20 protein-coding genes are annotated in these 18,965 nt (G+C 74.4%); 13 read left to right on the top strand and 7 right to left on the bottom strand.

Translation table 11 applies throughout. The features are described from left to right. Window positions 1–38: 38 nt before the first annotated feature. Window positions 39–944, bottom strand: a complete 906-nt coding sequence (locus tag V6U89_RS11375; RefSeq protein WP_334570840.1) for an A/G-specific adenine glycosylase — start codon at window positions 942–944, stop codon at window positions 39–41. A gap of 96 nt (window positions 945–1,040) precedes the next feature. Here V6U89_RS11375 and V6U89_RS11370 point away from each other — a divergent pair, with 96 nt between their 5' ends. From V6U89_RS11370 to V6U89_RS11360, 3 genes are all read left to right on the top strand, one after another. Beyond that, a complete protein-coding gene (locus tag V6U89_RS11370; RefSeq protein ID WP_334570838.1) occupies window positions 1,041–1,553 on the top strand; it encodes a glycine cleavage system protein R in 513 nt (170 codons plus the stop codon). Further along, window positions 1,550–2,113, top strand: a complete 564-nt coding sequence (locus V6U89_RS11365; RefSeq protein ID WP_334570835.1) for a peptide deformylase — start codon at window positions 1,550–1,552, stop codon at window positions 2,111–2,113. Before V6U89_RS11370 ends, V6U89_RS11365 begins: the two co-directional genes overlap by 4 nt. 107 nt (window positions 2,114–2,220) lie before the next feature. Beyond that, window positions 2,221–2,943 carry a hypothetical protein gene (locus V6U89_RS11360; RefSeq protein ID WP_334570833.1) on the top strand — a complete coding sequence of 241 codons (723 nt, stop codon included), beginning with the start codon at window positions 2,221–2,223 and terminating at the stop codon, window positions 2,941–2,943. A 9-nt stretch (window positions 2,944–2,952) separates the two neighbouring features. Here V6U89_RS11360 and disA read toward each other — a convergent pair whose 3' ends face one another. From disA to V6U89_RS11340, 4 genes are all read right to left on the bottom strand, one after another. Then, on the bottom strand, window positions 2,953–4,134 hold the full coding sequence (gene disA / locus V6U89_RS11355) for a DNA integrity scanning diadenylate cyclase DisA (RefSeq protein WP_334570832.1): 1,182 nt from the start codon (window positions 4,132–4,134) through the stop codon (window positions 2,953–2,955). 142 nt (window positions 4,135–4,276) lie between these two features. Then, entirely contained in the window at window positions 4,277–5,734 is a 1,458-nt protein-coding gene (gene radA, locus V6U89_RS11350) for a DNA repair protein RadA (protein WP_334570831.1), read from the bottom strand. Window positions 5,735–5,820: 86 nt separating this feature from the next. Further along, on the bottom strand, window positions 5,821–6,585 hold the full coding sequence (locus tag V6U89_RS11345; RefSeq protein WP_334570828.1) for a hypothetical protein: 765 nt from the start codon (window positions 6,583–6,585) through the stop codon (window positions 5,821–5,823). 141 nt (window positions 6,586–6,726) lie between these two features. Next, window positions 6,727–7,602, bottom strand: coding sequence for a UbiA family prenyltransferase (locus V6U89_RS11340; RefSeq protein WP_442933907.1), 876 nt, complete (start codon window positions 7,600–7,602; stop codon window positions 6,727–6,729). Between the two features lie 9 nt (window positions 7,603–7,611). Here V6U89_RS11340 and V6U89_RS11335 point away from each other — a divergent pair, with 9 nt between their 5' ends. The 4 genes from V6U89_RS11335 (at window position 7,612) to V6U89_RS11320 (ending at window position 11,449) form a co-directional block, all read left to right on the top strand. Next, window positions 7,612–8,370, top strand: coding sequence for a methyltransferase domain-containing protein (locus V6U89_RS11335; protein ID WP_334570826.1), 759 nt, complete (start codon window positions 7,612–7,614; stop codon window positions 8,368–8,370). 41 nt (window positions 8,371–8,411) lie between these two features. Next, window positions 8,412–9,578, top strand: coding sequence for an acyl-CoA dehydrogenase family protein (locus V6U89_RS11330; RefSeq protein WP_334570825.1), 1,167 nt, complete (start codon window positions 8,412–8,414; stop codon window positions 9,576–9,578). 82 nt (window positions 9,579–9,660) lie between these two features. Next, entirely contained in the window at window positions 9,661–10,728 is a 1,068-nt protein-coding gene (locus V6U89_RS11325) for a type III polyketide synthase (protein WP_334570824.1), read from the top strand. 97 nt (window positions 10,729–10,825) lie between these two features. After that, window positions 10,826–11,449, top strand: a complete 624-nt coding sequence (locus tag V6U89_RS11320; RefSeq protein WP_334570823.1) for a hypothetical protein — start codon at window positions 10,826–10,828, stop codon at window positions 11,447–11,449. 62 nt (window positions 11,450–11,511) lie between these two features. Here the strand turns inward: V6U89_RS11320 and V6U89_RS11315 are convergent, their stop codons facing one another. Continuing rightward, the gene (locus V6U89_RS11315; RefSeq protein ID WP_334570821.1) at window positions 11,512–12,249 is read right to left on the bottom strand and encodes a hypothetical protein; all 738 of its coding nucleotides are present in this window, start codon (window positions 12,247–12,249) and stop codon (window positions 11,512–11,514) included. 327 nt (window positions 12,250–12,576) lie between these two features. On the opposite strand from V6U89_RS11315, the gene V6U89_RS11310 reads away from it, so the two are divergent. The 4 genes from V6U89_RS11310 to V6U89_RS11295 all read left to right on the top strand — a co-directional run bounded on the left by V6U89_RS11310 (window position 12,577) and on the right by V6U89_RS11295 (window position 15,506). Beyond that, window positions 12,577–13,062 (top strand): CarD family transcriptional regulator, encoded by a 486-nt coding sequence (locus V6U89_RS11310; protein WP_013288937.1) that lies wholly within the window; start codon window positions 12,577–12,579, stop codon window positions 13,060–13,062. Between the two features lie 54 nt (window positions 13,063–13,116). Then, window positions 13,117–13,812 carry a 2-C-methyl-D-erythritol 4-phosphate cytidylyltransferase gene (gene ispD, locus V6U89_RS11305; RefSeq protein ID WP_334570820.1) on the top strand — a complete coding sequence of 232 codons (696 nt, stop codon included), beginning with the start codon at window positions 13,117–13,119 and terminating at the stop codon, window positions 13,810–13,812. A gap of 16 nt (window positions 13,813–13,828) precedes the next feature. Next, window positions 13,829–14,311 (top strand): 2-C-methyl-D-erythritol 2,4-cyclodiphosphate synthase, encoded by a 483-nt coding sequence (ispF, locus tag V6U89_RS11300; RefSeq protein ID WP_334570819.1) that lies wholly within the window; start codon window positions 13,829–13,831, stop codon window positions 14,309–14,311. Between the two features lie 154 nt (window positions 14,312–14,465). Continuing rightward, window positions 14,466–15,506, top strand: coding sequence for an NAD(P)-dependent alcohol dehydrogenase (locus V6U89_RS11295; protein WP_334570818.1), 1,041 nt, complete (start codon window positions 14,466–14,468; stop codon window positions 15,504–15,506). A 51-nt stretch (window positions 15,507–15,557) separates the two neighbouring features. Here V6U89_RS11295 and V6U89_RS11290 read toward each other — a convergent pair whose 3' ends face one another. After that, on the bottom strand, window positions 15,558–16,724 hold the full coding sequence (locus tag V6U89_RS11290) for a homogentisate 1,2-dioxygenase (protein WP_334570817.1): 1,167 nt from the start codon (window positions 16,722–16,724) through the stop codon (window positions 15,558–15,560). 94 nt (window positions 16,725–16,818) lie between these two features. On the opposite strand from V6U89_RS11290, the gene V6U89_RS11285 reads away from it, so the two are divergent. After that, window positions 16,819–17,676, top strand: coding sequence for a hypothetical protein (locus tag V6U89_RS11285; RefSeq protein ID WP_334570816.1), 858 nt, complete (start codon window positions 16,819–16,821; stop codon window positions 17,674–17,676). 76 nt (window positions 17,677–17,752) lie between these two features. Next, window positions 17,753–18,952 carry a fumarylacetoacetase gene (gene fahA, locus V6U89_RS11280; RefSeq protein WP_334570815.1) on the top strand — a complete coding sequence of 400 codons (1,200 nt, stop codon included), beginning with the start codon at window positions 17,753–17,755 and terminating at the stop codon, window positions 18,950–18,952. Window positions 18,953–18,965 lie beyond the last annotated feature (13 nt).

Here is an 18,965-nt window from a genome sequence, read left to right as displayed (position 1 = left end):
GGCCCAGGCCCGGGCAGGGGTCTGAGGTCCGGGCGGGTTCAGGGGAGGGGGATGGGGGTGGCGGGGCCGTCGCCGACCAGGCGGAAGGCGGCCTCGCCGACCGGTTCCACCAGCCCGTCGGTGACCAGCCCGGCCAGCGCCCGCGCCCGCTGCACGTCGTCGCTCCAGACCTGGTCGAGGCGCCGGTGCGGGACCGGGCCGGTGGCCTCCCGGAGCACTCCGAGCAGCAGTCCGCGCACCTGCCGGTCGGTGCCGGCGTACCGCTGGGGGCGTCGGGTCGGGCCGGCGGGCGCCTCCTGGCCGGAGGCCCGCCACGCGCAGACCGACTCGACCGGGCAGGCTGGGCAGCGCGGCGAGCGGGCCGTGCACACCACCGCGCCGAGTTCCATGAACGCCGCACTGGCCAGCGCGGCGGCGGCCGGTTCGAGCGGCAGCAACTCCTCGCAGGCGACCAGGTCGGCCGGTCGGGTGGCCGGTCCGGCGTCCGGCTCGCCGGCCACCGCCCGGGACACCACCCGCCGGACGTTGGTGTCCACCACCGGGTGCCGCTGCCCGTACGCGAAGGCCGCCACCGCCCGCGCCGTGTACGTGCCGACGCCGGGCAGCGCCAGCAGCTGGTCCAGCTTGTCGGGCACCGCGCCGCCGTGCCGTTCCACGATCGCCACCGCGCAGTCGCGCAGCCGTACCGCCCGACGGGGGTAGCCGAGCCGGCCCCACATCCGGATCGCCTCGGCCGGCGTGTCGGCGGCCAGCGCGGCCGGGTCGGGCCAGCGGTCCAGCCAGGCCCGCCAGGCGGGCAGCACCCGGACCACCGGGGTCTGCTGGAGCATCACCTCGCTGACCAGGATCGCCCAGGCCCCGACCCCGGGCTCGCGCCAGGGCAGGTCGCGGGCGTTCTCCTCGTACCACCGGCTGACCAGGGTGGCGAAAGTCGGTTCAGTCATCGCGTCGCCGATGATGTCACGCGGGTCGGTCCCGCTGGATGGGCGACCCGGGCGGGGCGACGCGGCCCGCCGGCGCGGATCGTGCAGAATGCCCGGATGAACGAGCTCGCGATCACCGTCATCGGCCGGGACCGGCCGGGCATCGTGGCCGACGTCGCCGAGGTGCTCGCCCGGCTCGGCGCGAACCTCACCGACTCCACCATGACCCGGCTGCGCGGTCACTTCGCGATGACCCTGATCTGCGTCGGCCCGGCCGCCGCCGAGGTGGAGGCCGCCCTGGCCCCGCTCGCCGCCGACGGCCAGCTGCTCGCCACGGTACGCGCGGTCACGCCCGACGGGGTGGCGACGCGGGCCGGCGAGCCGTACGTGATGGCGGTGCACGGCGCGGACCGGATGGGCATCGTGGCGGCGATGACCCGGGTGCTCGCCGACGCCGGCGGCAACGTGACCGACCTGAGCACCCGGCTCGCCGGTTCCCTCTACGTGGTGGTGGCCGAGGTGGACTTGCCGCCGGGCAGCGCGGACGAGCTGGCCGGACGCCTCGCGGCCACCGCCGCCGAGCTGGGCGTCGAGGTGTCCCTGCGGCCGGCCGACCCGGACCTGCTGTGAGCGAGGAGGAGTACGCCGGCCTCGGCGACTGGACTCCGGAGTCGCTGGCCCTGCCCGGCGAGGTACGTCAGGTGGTCGCCGCCCCGCACCCGGTGCTGAGCCGGCCCGGTGGCGCGGTCGACCCCACCGCGGTGGAGACCGTCCAGCTGGCCGCCGACCTGATCGCCACCATGCGGGTCTCGCCGGGCTGCGTGGGGCTGGCCGCCCCGCAGGTCGGCGTGGGCGCGCAGGTGTTCGCCGTGGACGTCACGGGTCACCCGAAGGCGGTCACCGTGCACGGCACCTTCGTGCTCTGCAACGCGCGGGTGGTCGAGGCGACCCGGTGGAAGCCGGGGCGGGAGGGCTGCATGTCGGTGCCGGACCTGACCGGGGACGTGAAGCGGGCCAGCCGGCTGGTGGTGGAGGGCGACCTGCCCGGCACCGGCAAGCCGGTGCGGCTGGTCACCGACGGCTTCGAGGCGCGCGCGCTGCAACACGAGATCGACCACTGCTCGGGACTGCTCTTCCTCGATCGGGTCGCCGGCGCGCACGCCGTCTATCAGCGCAAGGTCTACCTGTGACCGGCCGCCGCCGGCTGTCGTGAGTGGAGGGTGGCGGCGGTGATCGCGGCGGTGTCCGGCGCGTCGCGACGGGTCGGAGCGCGGTGCGCCGCTACGGTGGGGGCATCATGCGTCTGACGGTCGGTCCCTTGCCATCCGCCGTGTACTGGCGGCGTCGAGCCGTCGTGCTCGGAGCAGGGCTTCTCTTCCTGATTGTCCTGCTCTATTCCTGCAACCAGTCGGGGGACACGGCCACGACACCGCAGGCGAGGTCGACCCCGACGTCGCCGGCCGCCGATCCGGCACCGACCGGTTCGGCGTCCGGGTCCGCCGTACCGACGGGCACGCCGGACGCGCCGGACTCCGGGGGTGGTCCGGCCGGCGATCCGGGTACGACCACCACGTCGGCGGCCGCGCCGCCCGTCGTGCCCGCCGGTCCGGCCGTGGTCGACGACGGCACCTGCACGGACGCCGAACTCAGCGTGACGTCGCAGGCGCTCCCGTCCGAGGTGCGCCGGGGCGCCCTGGTCGACCTGACGCTGCGGGTCAAGAACACCGCCGAGCGGACCTGCAGCCGGGACGTCGGGGCCGACCTCCAGGAGCTCTACGTCAAGCGGGGCGCGGAGAAGGTCTGGTCGTCGGACACCTGCGGCACCGGCAAGGGCTCGGACGTGCAGTCGTTCACCCCGGGCTTCGAGCGCTCCTACCAGCTGACCTGGAACGGCAAGGACGTCAGCCGGTGCGCCGGCGGCGTCGCCGCCGGGCCGACCCCGCCCGCCGGGACGTACCAGGTCTTCGCCCGGGTCGGCACGAAGCTCAGCGAGCCCGTGAAGCTGGTCATCACCGGCTGACCGGACCGGTCAGACGTACCGCTCCAGGATGGACGCCTCGGCGAGCCGGGACAGCCCCTCCCGTACGCCCCGGGCCCGGGCGTCCCCGACCCCGTCGACGGCCTGGAGGTCCTCCACGGTGGCGCCGAGGAGCCGCTGGAGGCTGCCGAAGTGCACGACCAGCCGGTCGACGATCGCCACCGGCAGCCGGGGCACCTTGGCCAGCAGCCGGAACCCGCGCGGGCTGACCGCCGCGTCGAGGGCGTCGGAGGCGGCCGGGTAGCCGATCGCCTTGGCCACCGAGACCAGGTCGATCAGCTCGGTGGCACCGAGCAGGTCCAGCTCGACCAGCGCCTCGTCGAGGGTGCGCGACTTGCGGCCGGTGGGCAGGTAGTCGCGGATGACCAGGGTGCGGTCGGCGTCCACGCCGGCCATCAGCTCGTCGAGCTGGAGGGCGAGCAGCCGGCCGTCGGTGCCCAGCTCCACCACGTACCCGGCGATCTCGTCGGCGATCCGGCGGACCATCTCCAGCCGCTGCACCACCGCGACCGCGTCGCGGACGGTGACCAGGTCCTCGATCTCCAGCGCGGAGAGGGTGCCGGAGACCTCGTCCAGGCGGAGCTTGTAGCGCTCCAGGGTGGCCAGCGCCTGGTTGGCCCGGGACAGGATGGCCGCCGAGTCGTCCAGGACGTGCCGCTGGCCGCTGACGTAGAGGCTGATGATCCGCATGGACTGGCTGACCGAGATGACCGGATAGCCGGTCTGTCGGGCGACCCGCTCCGCGGTGCGGTGCCGGGTGCCGGACTCCTCGGTCGGGATGGACGGGTCGGGCATCAGGTGCACGCCCGCCTGGACGATCCGGGTGCCGTCGCTGGAGAGCACCACGGCGCCGTCCATCTTGCACAGCTCGCGGACCCGGGTGGCCGAGAACTCGACGTCCATCGGGAATCCGCCGGTGCAGATCTGGTCGACCACCTTGTCGTAGCCGAGCACGATCAGGGCGCCGGTGCGGCCCCGCAGGATCCGCTCGAGGCCGTCGCGCAGCGCGGTGCCGGGCGCCATCAGGGCGAGGTTGGCCCGCAGCGGATCGCCGGCGCTCCCGGCGCCCCCGGTCACGCTCACGCTGATCGGGCGGGCGGGCGAGCCCACGGCACCGGTGCGGGCGTGGGGCGTCGCGCCGGCAGGCTTGGTGGTATCGCGGTCGATCGGCACGCGCACAGTCTACGGACTGCCGTGCGGTGGGTGCTGTCGTGGTTACTGTGATGTGTCACGGCGTCAGATCCCTGGAGTGCCGGCGGGTGTGCCGGGGCTGTCCGGTATGGCCCCCGCGGTCCGGCCCGGCCGCCACCGTCGGTCATTCGGCGGATGCGCGGGCGACACACTGTAGCGCCGAGCGCACATCCGTGACCTCCATCACGCGCATGTTCTCCGGACCAGCCCCGGTGCTACCGGGCCCGCAGCCCTGCGGCACCAGCGCCACCCGGAAGCCGAGCCGGGCCGCCTCAGCCAGCCGGCGGGGGACCGCGCCCACCCGGCGCACCTCGCCGGTCAGGCCGACCTCGCCGATCGCCACCAGGTTGGGCGCGATGGCCAGGTTCAGCCCGCCGGACGCGACGGCCAGGGCGACGGCCAGATCGGCCGCCGGCTCCACCACCCGGATGCCGCCGACGGTGGCGGCGAACACCTCCCGGTCGTGCAGCGTCAGCCGCTCGGTGCGGCGCTGGAGTACGGCCAGCACCATCGCCAGCCGGGCGGAGTCCAGCCCGGAGACCGTCCGCCTCGGCGAGCCGGCCACCGTCGCGCCGATCAGCGCCTGCACCTCGGTGACCAGGGCCCGTCGCCCCTCCATCGCGACCGTCACACAGGTGCCGGGCACCGGCTCGGAGTAGCGGGTCAGGAAGAGCCCGGACGGGTCGGCGAGGCTGCTGATGCCCCCCTCGTGCATCTCGAAGCAGCCGACCTCGTCGGCGGCGCCGAACCGGTTCTTGACGCCCCGGACCATCCGCAGCGACGAGTGCTTGTCGCCCTCGAAGTGCAGCACCACGTCGACCAGGTGCTCCAGCACCCGGGGACCGGCGACCTGGCCGTCCTTGGTGACGTGGCCGACCAGCACGGTGGCGATCCCGCGCTCCTTGGCGACGGCGACCAGGGCGGCGGTGACGGCCCGGACCTGGGTGACCCCGCCCGGCACCCCCTCGGTGCCGGTGGTGGAGATGGTCTGCACCGAGTCGAGCACCAGCAGCCCCGGCTTCACCGCGTCGAGGTGGCCGAGCACCGCGCTCAGGTCGCTCTCGGCGGCCAGGTAGAGCTGGTCGTGCAGGGTGCCCATCCGCTCGGCGCGCAGCCGGACCTGGCTGACCGACTCCTCGCCGCTGACCACCAGGGAGGGGCTGCCCGCGCCGGTGGCCCACTGCTGGGCCACGTCGAGCAGCAGGGTCGACTTGCCGACCCCGGGCTCGCCGGCGAGCAGCACCACCGCGCCGGGCACGAGGCCGCCGCCGAGGACGCGGTCGAGCTCGCTGACCCCGGTGGGCCGGGCCCGGGCGGGAGCGGCGCTGATCGTGGCGATCGGCCGGGCCGGCTCGGCCGGCAGCCGGGAACTGACCACCCGGCCGGAGACCATCGGCCCGGTCACCGTGCACTCGACCACCGAGCCCCACTCGCCGCACTCGGGGCAGCGCCCCACCCACTTGGGCGGCTGGTGCCCGCAGGCGTCGCACTCGTAGGCCGGGCGGGGCTCGCGGGCGGCCCGGCCGCGGGAGGCGCCGGAGGCCGCGCCACCCCGTGCCGGGGTCGATCGGGAGGTGGTCACCACAGGACGCTAACCCCCTGGTACGACGAAAACACCGCCGGCGTGGTGGTCACCACGCCGACGGTGTCGACAGTTGCGTGCGGGGATCAGCCGCCGTGGCCGGAGCCGCCCTCCTCGCCACCGCCCTCGTGGCCGCCCTCCCGCTCGATGATCGGGGAGGGCGGGGCGGCCGGGGTCAGCGGCACGCCGATCGGAGCGCCGGTCTGGATCGTCCTGCCGTTGCCGAAGTCGAAGGTCAGCTCGACCTGCTGGCCGACGCGCAGCGCCTCGGTCAGCCCGACGAGCTGGAGGTAACGGCCACCCTGCACGTTGAGCTGCACGTAGCTCAGCGCCGGGATCTCGAAGCGGGCCGGCTGGCCGGCCGGGGCCGAGGGGCTGGCCGCCGCGCTCTCCGACGGGCTGGCCGAGGCCGAGCCGGACGGCGACGCGCTCCCGGAGGGCGACGGGCTCTCCGAGTGCGACGCGCTCTCGGACGGCGCGGCGCTTACCGACGGCTCGACACCCTCCGGCAGGGGCGTCGCGCCCGGCTTGCCGGTGACCACGACCTCGCGCGCGCTGTCCGTGGTGACGGTCACGGTCACCGGGTCCCGCGTGTCGTTGTAGATCACGGTGTTGAGCGCGGCGTTCGCGCCGGTGCGCAGGCCTTCGGTGCCGGGGTACTCCACGTAGAGGCCGCGCACCTTGTAGGCGTTGTCCGGAGTCTGGACGTTGATGCCCTGGATCGACGGCTCCTTGTTGGCGGTCTCAGACACCTGACCGGCCCCGCATCCCGTCGCCAGCAGGGCGGTCGCCGCCGCCATGCCGGACAGCAGCAGGGCCGCCCGCCGGGAACCCCTGATCGAGCGCGTCACGTCGGTCCTCCTCGTCACGATCCCCACCCGGCCGTACCCCGGGCGCGGGGTGGTCATACCCGCGCAGACCGCGCTCCAGGGTAGTTGGGGCTGATCGACGGTCGCACGGCGACCCGGTATTGCCACCTGGCCGGGTGCCGGTCAGATCACCCGACCGCTCGCGACCAGCAGCACCACATCGATCAGGGCCACCACCATCACCGCCCGGAAGGCCGTCACCGGCCGTCCGCCGGCCCCGCCCGCGGCGCGCCCGCCGTACCAGCCGAGCGGCGGCACCACGGCGGCGGCCGCCACGGCCGACAGGCCCAGCCACGACGGCGGCCCGGGCGGTCCGACGACCAGGACGACCGTCGCGGCCAGCAGCAGCGCGGCGGCGGCGACCCGGCTGCCCGCCGGCCCGAACCGGTGCGGCAGCCCGCGCACCCCGGTGCGCGCGTCGTCGGCGAGGTCCGGCAGGACGTTGGCGAAGTGGGCCCCCGCGCCGAGGCAGGCCCCGGCGGCGACCAGCCACGCCGGTGGCGCGGGCGCGCCGGGCAGGGCCAGCACCACGAAGGCGGGCAGCGCCCCGAAGGCGACCGCGTACGGCAGCACCGAGACCGGGCTGGACTTCAGCGGCCAGTCGTAGAGCAGCGCCGAGACCAGGGCGATCGTGACCCAGAGCGCGGCGGTCGGGTTGGTGGTCAGCGCCAGCAGCGGGGTCGCCAGGGCCGCGAGCACCGCGCCCACCGCCACCGTGCGCCGGCTCACCGCGCCCGCGGCGACCGGCTTGTCGGTACGCCCCACCGCGGCGTCCCGCCCGGCGTCCAGCGCGTCGTTGGTCCAGCCGACGGCGAGTTGGCTGGCCAGCACCGTCGCGGTGACCGCGGCGACGCCGGTCGGGGGGTGCCCGGCCCCCCACGCGAGCAGACCGGAGACCGCGGTGACCGCCGCGGACGGCTCCGGATGGCTCGCCCTGACCAGCCCTAACACCGTCGACGACATAAGAGAAGTCTGGTCGTTACCGGGGAGTCGTGCCACGCTCGGTCCATGCGGAACGGTCCCGGGTCCACTCCGCCCCGCGTCCTGCCTCCCAACGACCCCCGCCAGTACGACGACCTGGCCGGCGAGTGGTGGCGACCGGACGGCGCGTTCGCCATGCTGCACTGGCTGGCCCGGTCCCGGGCCGCCCTGGTGCCGCCCGCCACCCGGCCCGACGCCCTGCTGGTCGACCTGGGCTGCGGCGCCGGGCTGCTCGCCCCGCACCTGGCCGGCAAGGGCTACCGGCACGTCGGGGTCGACCTGACCCGGTCGGCGCTGGCGCAGGCCGCCGCGCACGGGGTGACGGTGGTCAACGGCGACGCCACGGCGGTGCCGCTGGTCGACGGCTGTGCCGACGTGGTGGCCGCCGGCGAGCTGCTGGAACACGTACCGGACTGGCGGCGCGTGGTGGCCGAGGCGTGCCGCCTGCTGCGCCCCGGCGGCCTGCTGGTGCTGGACACCCTCAACGACACCGCGCTGGCCCGGCTGGTGGCGGTACGCATCGGGGAGCGGCTGCCGACGGTGCCCCGGGGCATCCACGATCCACGGTTGTTCGTGGACGCCCGGGAGCTGGTGGCCGAGTGCGCGCGGCACGGCGTCCACCTGCGGATCCGGGGCATCCGGCCGAGCCTGCGCGACACGCTGTCCTGGCTCGTCCGCCGCGCCCGCGGCCGTCCTTCCCGGACGGTCGACGGACGGCAGCCCCGGATCAAGCCGACCCGGTCGGTGGCCGTGCTCTACCAGGGACACGGGGTGCGGCACGGGTAACCGGACCACCCGGGGGGTACAGGGACGCAGGAGGGGGCGACATGACGGTGAACGCGCGGGAGGCGGCCCGCCGGTTGGCGCCGCGGTTCGCCGCGCGGGCGGCACGGCACGACCGGGACGGCTCGTTCCCCGTGGACGACTTCGCCGACCTGCGCGAGGCCGGGCTCTTCGGGCTGATGGTGCCCCGCGAGCTGGGGGGCGCGGGCGCCACCTTCGCCGAGTACGCGGCCGTCGCCACCGAGCTGGCCCGGGGCAACGGCGCGACGGCGCTGGTGTTCAACATGCACGCCTCGGTCACCGGCGCGCTGGGCGCGGTCACCGAGGAACTGGCCGAGGCGCTGGGCGTACCCGACGAGGCGCTGGCCGCCCGGGACCGGCTGCTCCGCGCGGCGGCCGAGGGCGCCTGGTACGCGGTCGCGATGAGCGAACGCGGCGCGGGCGCGCGGCTGTCCCAGCTCAGCACGGTCTACGAGCCGGTCGACGGCGGCTGGCACCTCAAGGGCAGCAAGACCTTCTGCTCCGGCGCCGGGCACCCGGACGGCTATCTGGTGGCCGCGCGCAGCGCCGCCGACCAGTCGGTGGTCTCCCAGTTCCTGGTGCCGGCCGGCGCGGGGCTGACCGTGGAGCCGACCTGGGACTCGCTCGGCATGCGGGCCACTTCCTCGCACGACCTGCACCTGGACGTCACCGTTCCGGCGGACCGGCTGCTCGGCGGGGTGGAGGGGTTGGCGCTGGTGGTGGCCCAGCTGATGCCGCACTGGCTGGTGGCCAGCTACGCCGCCGTCTACGTCGGGGTCGCCCGGGCGGCGGTGGACGCGGCGGTCGAGCACCTGAACGCCCGCGACCTGGCCGGCCTGCCGGCGGTACGGGCCAGGTTGGGTCGGGCCGACGCGGCGGTGGCGGCGGCGCAGCAGGTGGTGGGAGAGGCGGCCCGCCGGGTCGACGAGGCCCCCGGTGACGCCGAGACCAACCGTTGGGTCTGGCGGGCCAAGCTGCTCGCCGGCACGACCGCGGCCGACGTGGCGGCGTCCGTGCTGGAGGCGGCCGGCACGTCGGCGACCCGACGGGGCCACCCGCTGGAGCGGCTCTACCGGGACGCCCGCTGCGGGTCGCTGCACCCCGCGACCTCGGACGTCTGCGCGGACTGGCTCGGCATCGCGGTGTTGGGCGGGGACCCGGATCGCGACGGATCGACCCCTCGTTGGTGAGGGTGCGGAGTTCGGTGGGGGTGGTCGTTCCTGGGGCGGGGGCGGTCGCCGGGCGTGCAGTCGTGGACGAGAGGTGGGGGACATGGCCGTACCCGTGATCGCGGGACTCGGTACGGCGCAGCCGCCGGGCGCCACGCAGGACGAACTCTGGGAGGGCTTCTTCTCCCGGCACTTCTCCGGCACCACCCGGGCGCTGGCGCAGCGGATCTTCGCCAACTCCGGCGTGACCCGCCGGCAGGCGGCGGTCAACCCGCTGCTGGAGGACGTCTCCGAGTGGCCGACCGAGCGCCGGATGCGTCGCTACCAGGTCGAGGCGCTGCCGCTGGGCAAGGAGGCGGTGGGCCGGGCGTTGACGTCGGCCGGTCTCGCGGCCGGCGACGTCGGGCTCTTCGTGGTCTGCTCCTGCACCGGGTACGCCACGCCGGGGCTGGACATCCTGCTCGCCCGGGACCTGGGCATGGCCCCTGACACGCAGCGGATGTTCGTCGGGCACATGGGCTGCTACGCCGCGCTGCCCGGGCTCGGCGCGGCGGCCGACTTCGTCACCGCGCGGGGGCGTCCGGCGCTGCTGCTCTGCGCCGAGCTGACCAGCCTGCACATCCAGCCGGCCAGCGCGCGGATGGACACCCAGCAGATCGTCTCGCACGCGCTCTTCTCCGACGCCGCGGTCGCCGCGGTGGTCGTCCCCGGCGCGGTCGGCCCCGGATCGCCCGCCGGATACGCGGTGCGCGAGGTCACCTCGGTGACCGACACCTCGACCGCCGACCACATGACCTGGGACGTCACCGACACCGGTTTCCGGATGGGCCTGTCGCCGAAGGTCCCGCAGGTGCTCTCCACGCACGTTCGTGGGCTGGTGGACGACCTGCTGGCCCGGCACGGCACGGGCCTCGCCGAGGTGGACGGCTGGGCGGTGCACCCGGGCGGCCCGCGCATCCTGAACGTGGTGGAACGCGAGCTGGCCCTGCCGCCGGAGGCCCTCGCCGCCTCCCGGGCGACGCTGGACGAGCACGGCAACTGTTCGTCCCCGACGGTGCTGCTGATCCTGGACCGGTTGGTGCGGGCGCCCGTGTCGCCCCGGCGGATCGTGATGCTGGCCTTCGGGCCCGGGCTCACCCTCTACGCCGCCCTGTTGGAACGGCGTTCCTGAACCGCCCCGCCGCCGGTCCTTCCGGCGCGCCGCGCGCCCCGACTTCCCGAAGCCCCGGCGGCCGGCGGGTTCAGCGGCGGCTCGTTACGCTCGCCGGATGGATGACCGGCTGGACGACCGGCTGCGCGGCGGCCTGCTGGCGGCGGCGGCCCTGCTCGCCGTGACGGCGGGCGGCTGGTGGTGGTGGGCCGAGGCTCCGGCCATCGGCCCGCGCACGGTGGCGGTCAGCGCGAGCGCGCCACCGCGCGGTGTCGTTCCGTCCCGTTCGCCGCAGACCCTCAACGAGGCGCTGGCCGCGCACCCCGACGCGGCGGTCCGGGTCCGGCTCGACAGGAGCGGCCGCGTCATCGAGGCGACCGAGCTGCCGGGCGAGGGGAGCGACCTGGCGCTGCCCCGGTTCACCGACACCCTGTGGCGGGAGCACCTGACGTTGATCCCGGGTCAGGAACCGGTACGCCGGGAGTCGTTGGCCGACGGGGCGCGGCACCTGCTGCAGTACCGCTGCACCGGCCCGGGTGAGCTGCTGGTCTCGATCATCCAGGGTCCGACCATGAACACCGCCCAGTCGACCTGCGACGGTGTGCTGGGTGAGCTCGACCTGCCCCACCCGATGGAGCCGGAGTTCCTCATGCCCGAGCAGTTGGCGCCGACCCGGATCGAACTGTCCGCCGTCGGTCCCAGGCCGGTCGAGGTGGCCGCGCAACTGGTCGCCCTGCCCTGAGCCGGGCCGCTCGGCGCTGCCGCACGACCTGCCGCCCCGGGTGGCCGACCGCCGGGTCGGGGTCAGCGGACCAGACTGCTCAGGTCGGCCCGGTAGTCGCCGGCGATGGCCAGGTCGGGGATCACCCGCTGTACCGTGCCGGAGCGGTCGACCAGCAGCGCGGTGGCGATGCCGGGGCGGGGGTCGAGGTGCAGCGCCGCCCGTACTCCGCCGGCCGGGTCGGCGAGGGCGCGTACCGGGCCGCCGGGAACGGGGTCGGGGCCGACCGTACGGTCGCCGGTGACGGTGACCACCGAGACGCCGGCGGGTGCGGCGGCCGCCGCGGCGGCGACCTGTTCGGCGCAGGCGCAGGCGTCCACCAGGATGATCATCGCGGGCAGCAGCCGCCGCAGCGGCACCGGTGACTGGCCGGCGTCGACCAGGTCCAGCGCCGGCAGCGGCCGGCCGGTCAGCGTGCCGGTCGAGGCGGCCGACGGGTACGGCAGGACGGTCGGCCGCTCGGTGCCTCGGGGCGAGCGGGGCCAGGTGACGGCGAGCAGGCCGCCGATGGTGGTGAGCAGGGCCACCACCAGGATCAGCGCGGGCAGGGCGAGGGGTGGCCGACCGTCAGCGCGCGGGGTCAGGCCAAACCGCCCCCGCCGGCGCGCGCCGGCGGCCTGGCGCCGCAGCTCGCGACGGAGCTGCTCGGCCTCCTCGGCCAGCGCCGACGCGTCGTCCGGTACGACCACCCGACCCCACTCCGGTGGCAGGTCGGGCAGCCCGTCGGACGGGCCGTGGCCCTCTGCGTCAGGCATGCCCATCGGACCCCCGGGAAAGTGGCTCGTGAGCGGACAGCGGTACCCCTCCAGCGTCCCGCACCGCCCCTCCTGCCGCCAGACCTGGGCGGGCCGGGCGCTGCCGGGCTACCATGGGAAAAGCGCGTAGCCCGAGAAATCCACGCTCCGATCACCCGTACCGGGTTGTCATCCGTTCGTCACGGAGCGTGCTCGAACCATCGGTTTGACTGCCTGTCAAGCTGAAGAAATACCTCTCACAGGGCCCCTGAGCTGCGCCAACGGTCAGGACAGCGGTGAGACATCGGTGCCTGAGCGTGTTACCCTAGACACAGCGAAAGGGGTTTCGAACCTATGGTTTTCAGTGTCGGCGAGACCGTTGTTTACCCCCACCACGGGGCCGCACTCATCGAGGCAATCGAGACTCGGGTCATCAAGGGCGAGCCCAGGGAATACCTCGTCCTGAGGGTCGCGCAGGGTGACCTGACGGTCCGGGTGCCCGCTGAGAACGCCGAGATCGTGGGCGTGCGCGAGGTGGTCGGCGAAGAGGGCCTCGGCAAGGTCTTCGACGTGCTCCGTGCACCGCACACCGAGGAGCCGACCAACTGGTCGCGGCGTTACAAGGCGAATCTGGAGAAGCTGGCCTCCGGCAACCCGCTGAAGGTCGCCGAGGTCGTCCGCGACCTGTGGCGCCGGGAGCGGGAGCGGGGCCTGTCCGCGGGCGAGAAGCGCATGCTCGCCAAGGCCCGCGACATTCTCGTCGGCGAGGTCGCGCTGGCCGAGAAGAGCACCAAGGACGAGGCGGAGACGCTGCTCGACAAGGTCCTGACCGAGGCCTGATCCCACCGGATCGTCGTACCCGTCCCGCAGCAAAGAAACCACCAGGACCGCGACGTGACCGCGCAGCTGAATCCGCGCGGTGACGTCGCGGTCCTCGTGCCTGCGGCCGGTGCCGGGGTACGCCTCGGCCCGGGCGCGCCGAAGGCACTGCGCCTGCTCGGCGGCGAGCCGCTGCTGGTGCACGCGGTACGCCGGATCGCGGCCGCGCCGTCGGTGCACACCATCGTGGTGGCCGCCCCGGCGGCCGAGGTGGATGCGGTCCGGCGGTTGCTGGCACCCGTGGCGCCGGTTCTGGTCGTATCCGGCGGCGCGGAGCGGCAGGCGTCCGTGGCGGCCGCCCTGGCCGCCGTGCCACCGGGGCCCGACATCGTGCTCGTGCACGACGCCGCCCGCGCGCTCACCCCACCGGAGCTGGTCGAGTCGGTGGCCGGGGCGGTCCGCGCCGGGCATCACGCAGTGATCCCGGTGCTCCCGGTGGTCGACACGATCAAGGAGGTCGGCGCGGGCGAGGTGGTCCTCGGCACCGTCGACCGTTCCGCGCTGCGCGCGGTGCAGACCCCGCAGGGCTTCCGCCGGAGCGTGCTGACCGCCGCGCACGCCGCGGCGCGCGATCCGCTCACCGACGACGCCGGGCTGGTCGAGAAGCAGGGCGTACCGGTGTTCTGTGTGCCCGGCTCGGAGTACGCGCTGAAGGTCACCCGCCCGTTCGACCTCGCGCTCGCCGAGCACCTGCTGGCCACCGGCCACTGACGCGTACCCTCGGCTCATGATCGTTCCTCGGGTGGCCGTCGGCACCGACATCCACGCCTTCGCGCCCGGCCGGCCCTGCTGGCTGGCCGGACTGCACTGGCCGGACCAGGACGGCCTGGCCGGTCACTCCGACGCCGACGTGGTCGCGCACGCCGCCTGCAACGCGCTGCTCTCCGCCGCCGGCCTCGGTGATCTCGGCGCGAACTTCGGCGTCGACCAGCCCGAGTGGGCGGGCGCCTCCGGGGTGGCGCTGCTGACCGAGTCGGCCCGGCGGGTCCGCGCGGCCGGCTTCGGGATCGGCAACGTCTCGGTCCAGGTGGTCGGCAACCGCCCGAAGATCGGGCCGCGCCGCGAGGAGGCGCAGCGGGTGCTCTCCGCGGCGGTCGGCGCGCCGGTCACCGTCTCCGCCGCGACCAGCGACGGGCTCGGCTTCACCGGACGCGGCGAGGGGTTGGCCGGGATTGCGGTGGCCCTGGTGTACGAGGCGCCGGCCGGCTGACCGGTATTCCCGTTCGCCGCGGTGAGGTTCGATACGTGTGGGTGGGGGCGCGGGGAGGGTAGGAGTACGAGGGGCGAAAGCTGTGCCCCGGCCGGTGCGGCCGCCTCCGGCGGCCCCGGCGACCCGGAACCCCGTCTCCAGGAAGCGGAGAATCGTGCTCACCGTCAAGGCCTACGCGGCGACGTCCGCGACCGAACCCCTCGCCCCGACCACCATCGAGCGGCGCGACCTCGGCCCGCACGACGTGCTCATCGACATCAGGTACTCCGGCATCTGCCACTCCGACATCCACACCGCGCGCAGCGAGTGGGGCCCCACGACCTACCCGATCGTGGTCGGCCACGAGATCGCCGGCGTCGTTCGGGAGGTCGGCCCCGAGGTCACGAAGTTCGCCGCCGGCGACCGGGTCGGCGTCGGCTGCATGGTCGACTCCTGCCGGGAGTGCGACAACTGCCGCAAGGGCCTGGAGCAGTACTGCCTCAACGGCAACATCGGCACGTACGGCGCGGTCGACCGGGACGGCCGACCCACCCAGGGCGGGTACGCGCAGGCCATCGTGGTCACCGAGGACTTCGTGCTGCGCATCCCCGACGGCATCGAGCTGGACGCGGCGGCGCCGCTGCTCTGCGCCGGCATCACCACGTACTCGCCGCTGCGGCACTGGAACGCCGGGCCCGGCAGCCGGGTGGCGGTGATCGGGCTGGGCGGCCTCGGCCACATGGCGGTCAAGCTGGCCCACGCCATGGGGGCGGAGGTGACCGTGCTGTCGCAGTCGCTCAAGAAGCGGGAGGACGGGCTGCGGCTCGGCGCCGACCACTACCACGCCACCAGTGACGAGGAGACGTTCACGAAGCTGGCCGGCTCGTTCGACCTGATCGTCAACACGGTCAGCGCGAAGATCGACCTGGACGCGTACCTGCGGCTGCTCGCCGTCGACGGCACCCTGGTCAACGTCGGCGCGCCGGAGGATCCGCTGTCGGTGCACGCGTTCTCGCTGATCCCGGCCCGGCGGTCGTTCGCCGGTTCGATGATCGGCGGCATCGCCGAGACGCAGGAGATGCTCGACTTCTGCGCCGAGCGCGGCATCGGCGCCGAGATCGAGGTCATCCCGGCCGAGAAGATCAACGACGCGTACGAGCGGGTGCTCGCCTCCGACGTGCGCTACCGCTTCGTCATCGACGCCTCGACGTTCTGAGCCGTCGGCAAAGGGGGCCGGGTCCCGGGCGGGACCCGGCCCCTCCGTGCGTCAGCCCCGGCGCGCCCAGGTCCAGGCGTACCCCTCGTCCTCGCACTCGCCGGCCGCGTCGCAGAGGTCTAGCGGGCGGAAGGTGTCCACCATGACGGCCAGCTCGTCGAAGAAGTCGACGCCGATGGAGCGCTCCGCCGCACCCGGCTGCGGCCCGTGGGTGAAGCCCGACGGGTGCAGTGAGATGGAGCCCTGCTCGATGCCGGAACCGCGCCGGGCCTCGTAGTTGCCGCCGGTGTAGAAGAGCATCTCGTCGGAGTCGACGTTGTGGTGGTTGTACGGCACCGGGATGGCGTCCGGGTGGTAGTCCACCTTGCGCGGGACGAACGAGCAGATCACGAAGTTCGGGCCCTGGAAGGTCTGGTGCACCGGCGGCGGCTGGTGGATCCGGCCGGTGATCGGCTCGAAGTCGTGGATGGAGAAGGCCCACGGGTACGTGTGCCCGTCCCAGCCGACCACGTCGAACGGGTGGTTCGCGTAGACGTGCTTCGTCCACCCGCGGCGGTGGCGGACCAGCACCTCGACGTCGGTGCCGTCGACCAGCAGCGGCGCGTCCGGTCCCCGGACGTCCCGCTCGCAGTACGGCGAGTGCTCCAGGAACTGCCCGCGCACCGACAGGTAGCGCTTGGGCGGGCCGATGTGGCCGTTGGCCTCGACGGCGAGCAGCCGGGTGGGGGCGTCCCCGGTCGGCACCAGCCGGTGCACGGTGGAGGTCGGGACGATCACGTAGTCGCCGGCGACCGCGTCGAGCACGCCGAAGGTCGACTCCACCCGCAGCGTGCCGGCCTCCACGTAGAGGCACTCGTCGCCGGTGGCGTTGCGGTAGAGCGGGGAGGGCCGGTCGGCCAGCACGTACGCGATCCGCACGTCGTCGTTGGCCAGCAGGTAGCGCCGGCCGAGGACCGGGTCGGCACCGGTGCCGTCGAGCTTGTGGGTACGCAGGTGGCGCGGCTTGAGCGGGAGGTTCGGCACCCGGGTGTACGCCGGCGGGGTGAACTCCTCGGCGGCGACGATCGCGGTGGGCGCGTACCGGTGGTAGAGCAGGGACGAGTCGGAGGAGAAGCCCTCCTGGCCCATCAGCTCCTCGGCGTAGAGGCTGCCGTCGGGCTGGCGGAACTGGGTGTGCCGCTTGCGGGGTACCTCGCCGACGCTGCGGTAGTACGGCATGTCGCCTCCCGTTATGTCCCGTTCTCCGGCCGGTGACGTCCGATAATCGGACGCTGTTGTCCGTTCCTTGTAGCGTCCCGTAGATTCTTGTCTCGTGTCAACGCAGGTGCCCCGCCTCTTCGCCGGCCTCGTCGACGACGCCGCCGTCTTCCCGCCCGGCAGCGCGTCCCTGCCGGACGCCGTCGCCGCGCACCGCGAGCACCGCGATGGCTGGTACGCCGATCTGGTCGGCCCGCTGCTGCTGCCCGCCTCGACGCTGCCGGCCCTGGCCGACCTGCTCGGCCCCGGCGAGCGGATCGCCGTCGGCGTCATCGGTGACCTGCCGATCGGCCAGCTCGACGCGGCGCTGGCCGGGACCGATCCCCGGATCACCGTCCGCCAGGTCGAGGCGGCGGTCGCCAAGCGCGGCGAGGACCCGCAGCCCGGCCTGGCCGAGCTGCTGAAGCTCGCCGAGCGGCAGACCCGCGTCGACGTCTACGCCGAGGTCCCGCTGACCTTCGGGCTCACCGGCGCATTGGACACCCTGGCCGCGGCGCGGGCCGACGGGCTGCCGGTCGCGGCGAAGTTCCGTACCGGCGGACTGGCCGCCGAACTCTTCCCCACCCCGGTCGAGCTGGCCGCGGTGATCTGCGCCTGCCGCGACCGGGGCCTGCCGTTCAAGCTGACCGCCGGGCTGCACCACGCGCTGCGCCACCTCGACCCGGAGACCGGCTTCACCCACCACGGCTTCAGCAACGTGCTGGCCGCGACGCTCGCCGCTGGCGAAGGCGCCGAGGTGGACGCCGTCGCCGCCCTGCTCGCCGCGACCGACCCGCTGCCCCTGGTCGAGCAGGCCCGGGCGCGGCGCGACGAGGAGCGCCCGCTCTGGGTCGGCTTCGGCTCGTGCAGCATCCTGGAACCACTGACCGATCTGATCCGGCTGGGGCTGGTGAACGGGGGAGTAGACCGATGAGCGAGCGCAGCGAGCGAATCAGCAGGCGCAGTGCGATGGTGCCTCATGGCGGCACGGAGCGGAGCGGAGTGGCGGCATGAGCTGGGTGACGGGCGCGGACGGTTCGCCGTACGGGGTGACCAACCTGCCGTACGGGGTGTTCCGGGCCGGCGGGCGCGGGCCGCGGATCGGCGTACGGGTCGCCGATTTCGTGCTCGACCTGGCCGGCGCCGAGGCGGCCGGCCTGGTGCTCGCCGCCGGGGCGCTGGGCCGCTCCACCCTCAACGACTTCATGGCGCTCGGCCGTCCGCAGTGGACGGCGGTGCGGCAGCGGATCGTCGAACTGCTCACCGACACCGCCCACCGGGCGGCGGTGGAGCCGCTGCTGGTTCCGCTCGACGAGGCGGAGCTGCTGCTGCCGTTCGAGGTGGCGGACTACGTCGACTTCTACTCCTCCGAGCACCACGCCTCGAACGTCGGCCAGATCTTCCGTCCCGGCCAGCCGCCGCTGCTGCCCAACTGGAAGCACCTGCCGATCGGCTACCACGGCCGGGCCGGCACGGTGGTCGTCTCCGGTACCCCGGTGGTCCGCCCCACCGGGCAGCGCGCCACCGCGCAGGGCCCGACCGCCGGCCCCTCCGTACGCCTCGACATCGAGGCCGAGGTGGGCTTCGTGGTCGGCGTGCCGAGCGCCCTCGGCGACCGGGTCGCCGCCGCGGACTTCACCGACCACGTCTTCGGTGTGGTGCTGGTCAACGACTGGTCCGCCCGGGACATCCAGGCCTGGGAGTACCAGCCCCTCGGCCCGTTCCTGGGCAAGTCCTTCGCCACCTCGATCTCGGCCTGGGTGACCCCGCTGGACGCGCTCGCCGACGCGTTCGTGCCGGCGCCGGAGCAGGACCCGCCGGTGCAGGACTACCTGCGCGACACCCCGCACCTGGGGCTGGACCTGCGCCTCGCGGTGGAGTGGAACGGCGAGCGGGTGGCCGAACCGCCGTTCGCGACCATGTACTGGACGCCCGCCCAGCAGCTCGCCCACCTCACCGTCAACGGGGCCTCGCTGCGCACCGGCGACCTCTACGCCTCCGGCACCGTGTCCGGTCCGGACCGCGGCCAGGTCGGCTCGTTCCTGGAGCTGACCTGGGGCGGCGCCGAGCCGGTCAAGGTCGGCGGCGGCGAGACCCGCACCTTCCTGGAGGACGGCGACACCGTCACCATCCGGGCCACCGCCCCCGGCCCGGACGGCACCACCGTCGCCCTGGGCGAGGTCACCGGGCGGATCCTGCCGGCCCGCTGACGTCGGGTATCCG

The sequence above is a fragment of the Micromonospora sp. CPCC 206171 genome, assembly GCF_036906755.1.
Lineage (GTDB): Bacteria > Actinomycetota > Actinomycetes > Mycobacteriales > Micromonosporaceae > Micromonospora > Micromonospora purpureochromogenes.
The sequence above is the reverse complement of the archived record's forward strand: the minus strand, read 5'-3'. Positions and strand labels throughout refer to the sequence as shown.

What these genes read in the sequence shown, in the direction of transcription:
- V6U89_RS11290 (WP_334570817.1), bottom strand. Translation starts at nt 16,724, where the DNA reads ATGCCGTACTACCGCAGCGTCGGCGAGGTACCCCGCAAGCGGCACACC.
- ispF (WP_334570819.1), top strand. Translation starts at nt 13,829, where the DNA reads ATGATCGTTCCTCGGGTGGCCGTCGGCACCGACATCCACGCCTTCGCG.
- V6U89_RS11375 (WP_334570840.1), bottom strand. Translation starts at nt 944, where the DNA reads ATGACTGAACCGACTTTCGCCACCCTGGTCAGCCGGTGGTACGAGGAG.
- V6U89_RS11325 (WP_334570824.1), top strand. Translation starts at nt 9,661, where the DNA reads ATGGCCGTACCCGTGATCGCGGGACTCGGTACGGCGCAGCCGCCGGGC.
- V6U89_RS11310 (WP_013288937.1), top strand. Translation starts at nt 12,577, where the DNA reads ATGGTTTTCAGTGTCGGCGAGACCGTTGTTTACCCCCACCACGGGGCC.
- V6U89_RS11335 (WP_334570826.1), top strand. Translation starts at nt 7,612, where the DNA reads ATGCGGAACGGTCCCGGGTCCACTCCGCCCCGCGTCCTGCCTCCCAAC.
- fahA (WP_334570815.1), top strand. Translation starts at nt 17,753, where the DNA reads ATGAGCTGGGTGACGGGCGCGGACGGTTCGCCGTACGGGGTGACCAAC.
- V6U89_RS11370 (WP_334570838.1), top strand. Translation starts at nt 1,041, where the DNA reads ATGAACGAGCTCGCGATCACCGTCATCGGCCGGGACCGGCCGGGCATC.
- V6U89_RS11360 (WP_334570833.1), top strand. Translation starts at nt 2,221, where the DNA reads ATGCGTCTGACGGTCGGTCCCTTGCCATCCGCCGTGTACTGGCGGCGT.
- V6U89_RS11330 (WP_334570825.1), top strand. Translation starts at nt 8,412, where the DNA reads ATGACGGTGAACGCGCGGGAGGCGGCCCGCCGGTTGGCGCCGCGGTTC.
- V6U89_RS11320 (WP_334570823.1), top strand. Translation starts at nt 10,826, where the DNA reads ATGGATGACCGGCTGGACGACCGGCTGCGCGGCGGCCTGCTGGCGGCG.
- V6U89_RS11315 (WP_334570821.1), bottom strand. Translation starts at nt 12,249, where the DNA reads ATGGGCATGCCTGACGCAGAGGGCCACGGCCCGTCCGACGGGCTGCCC.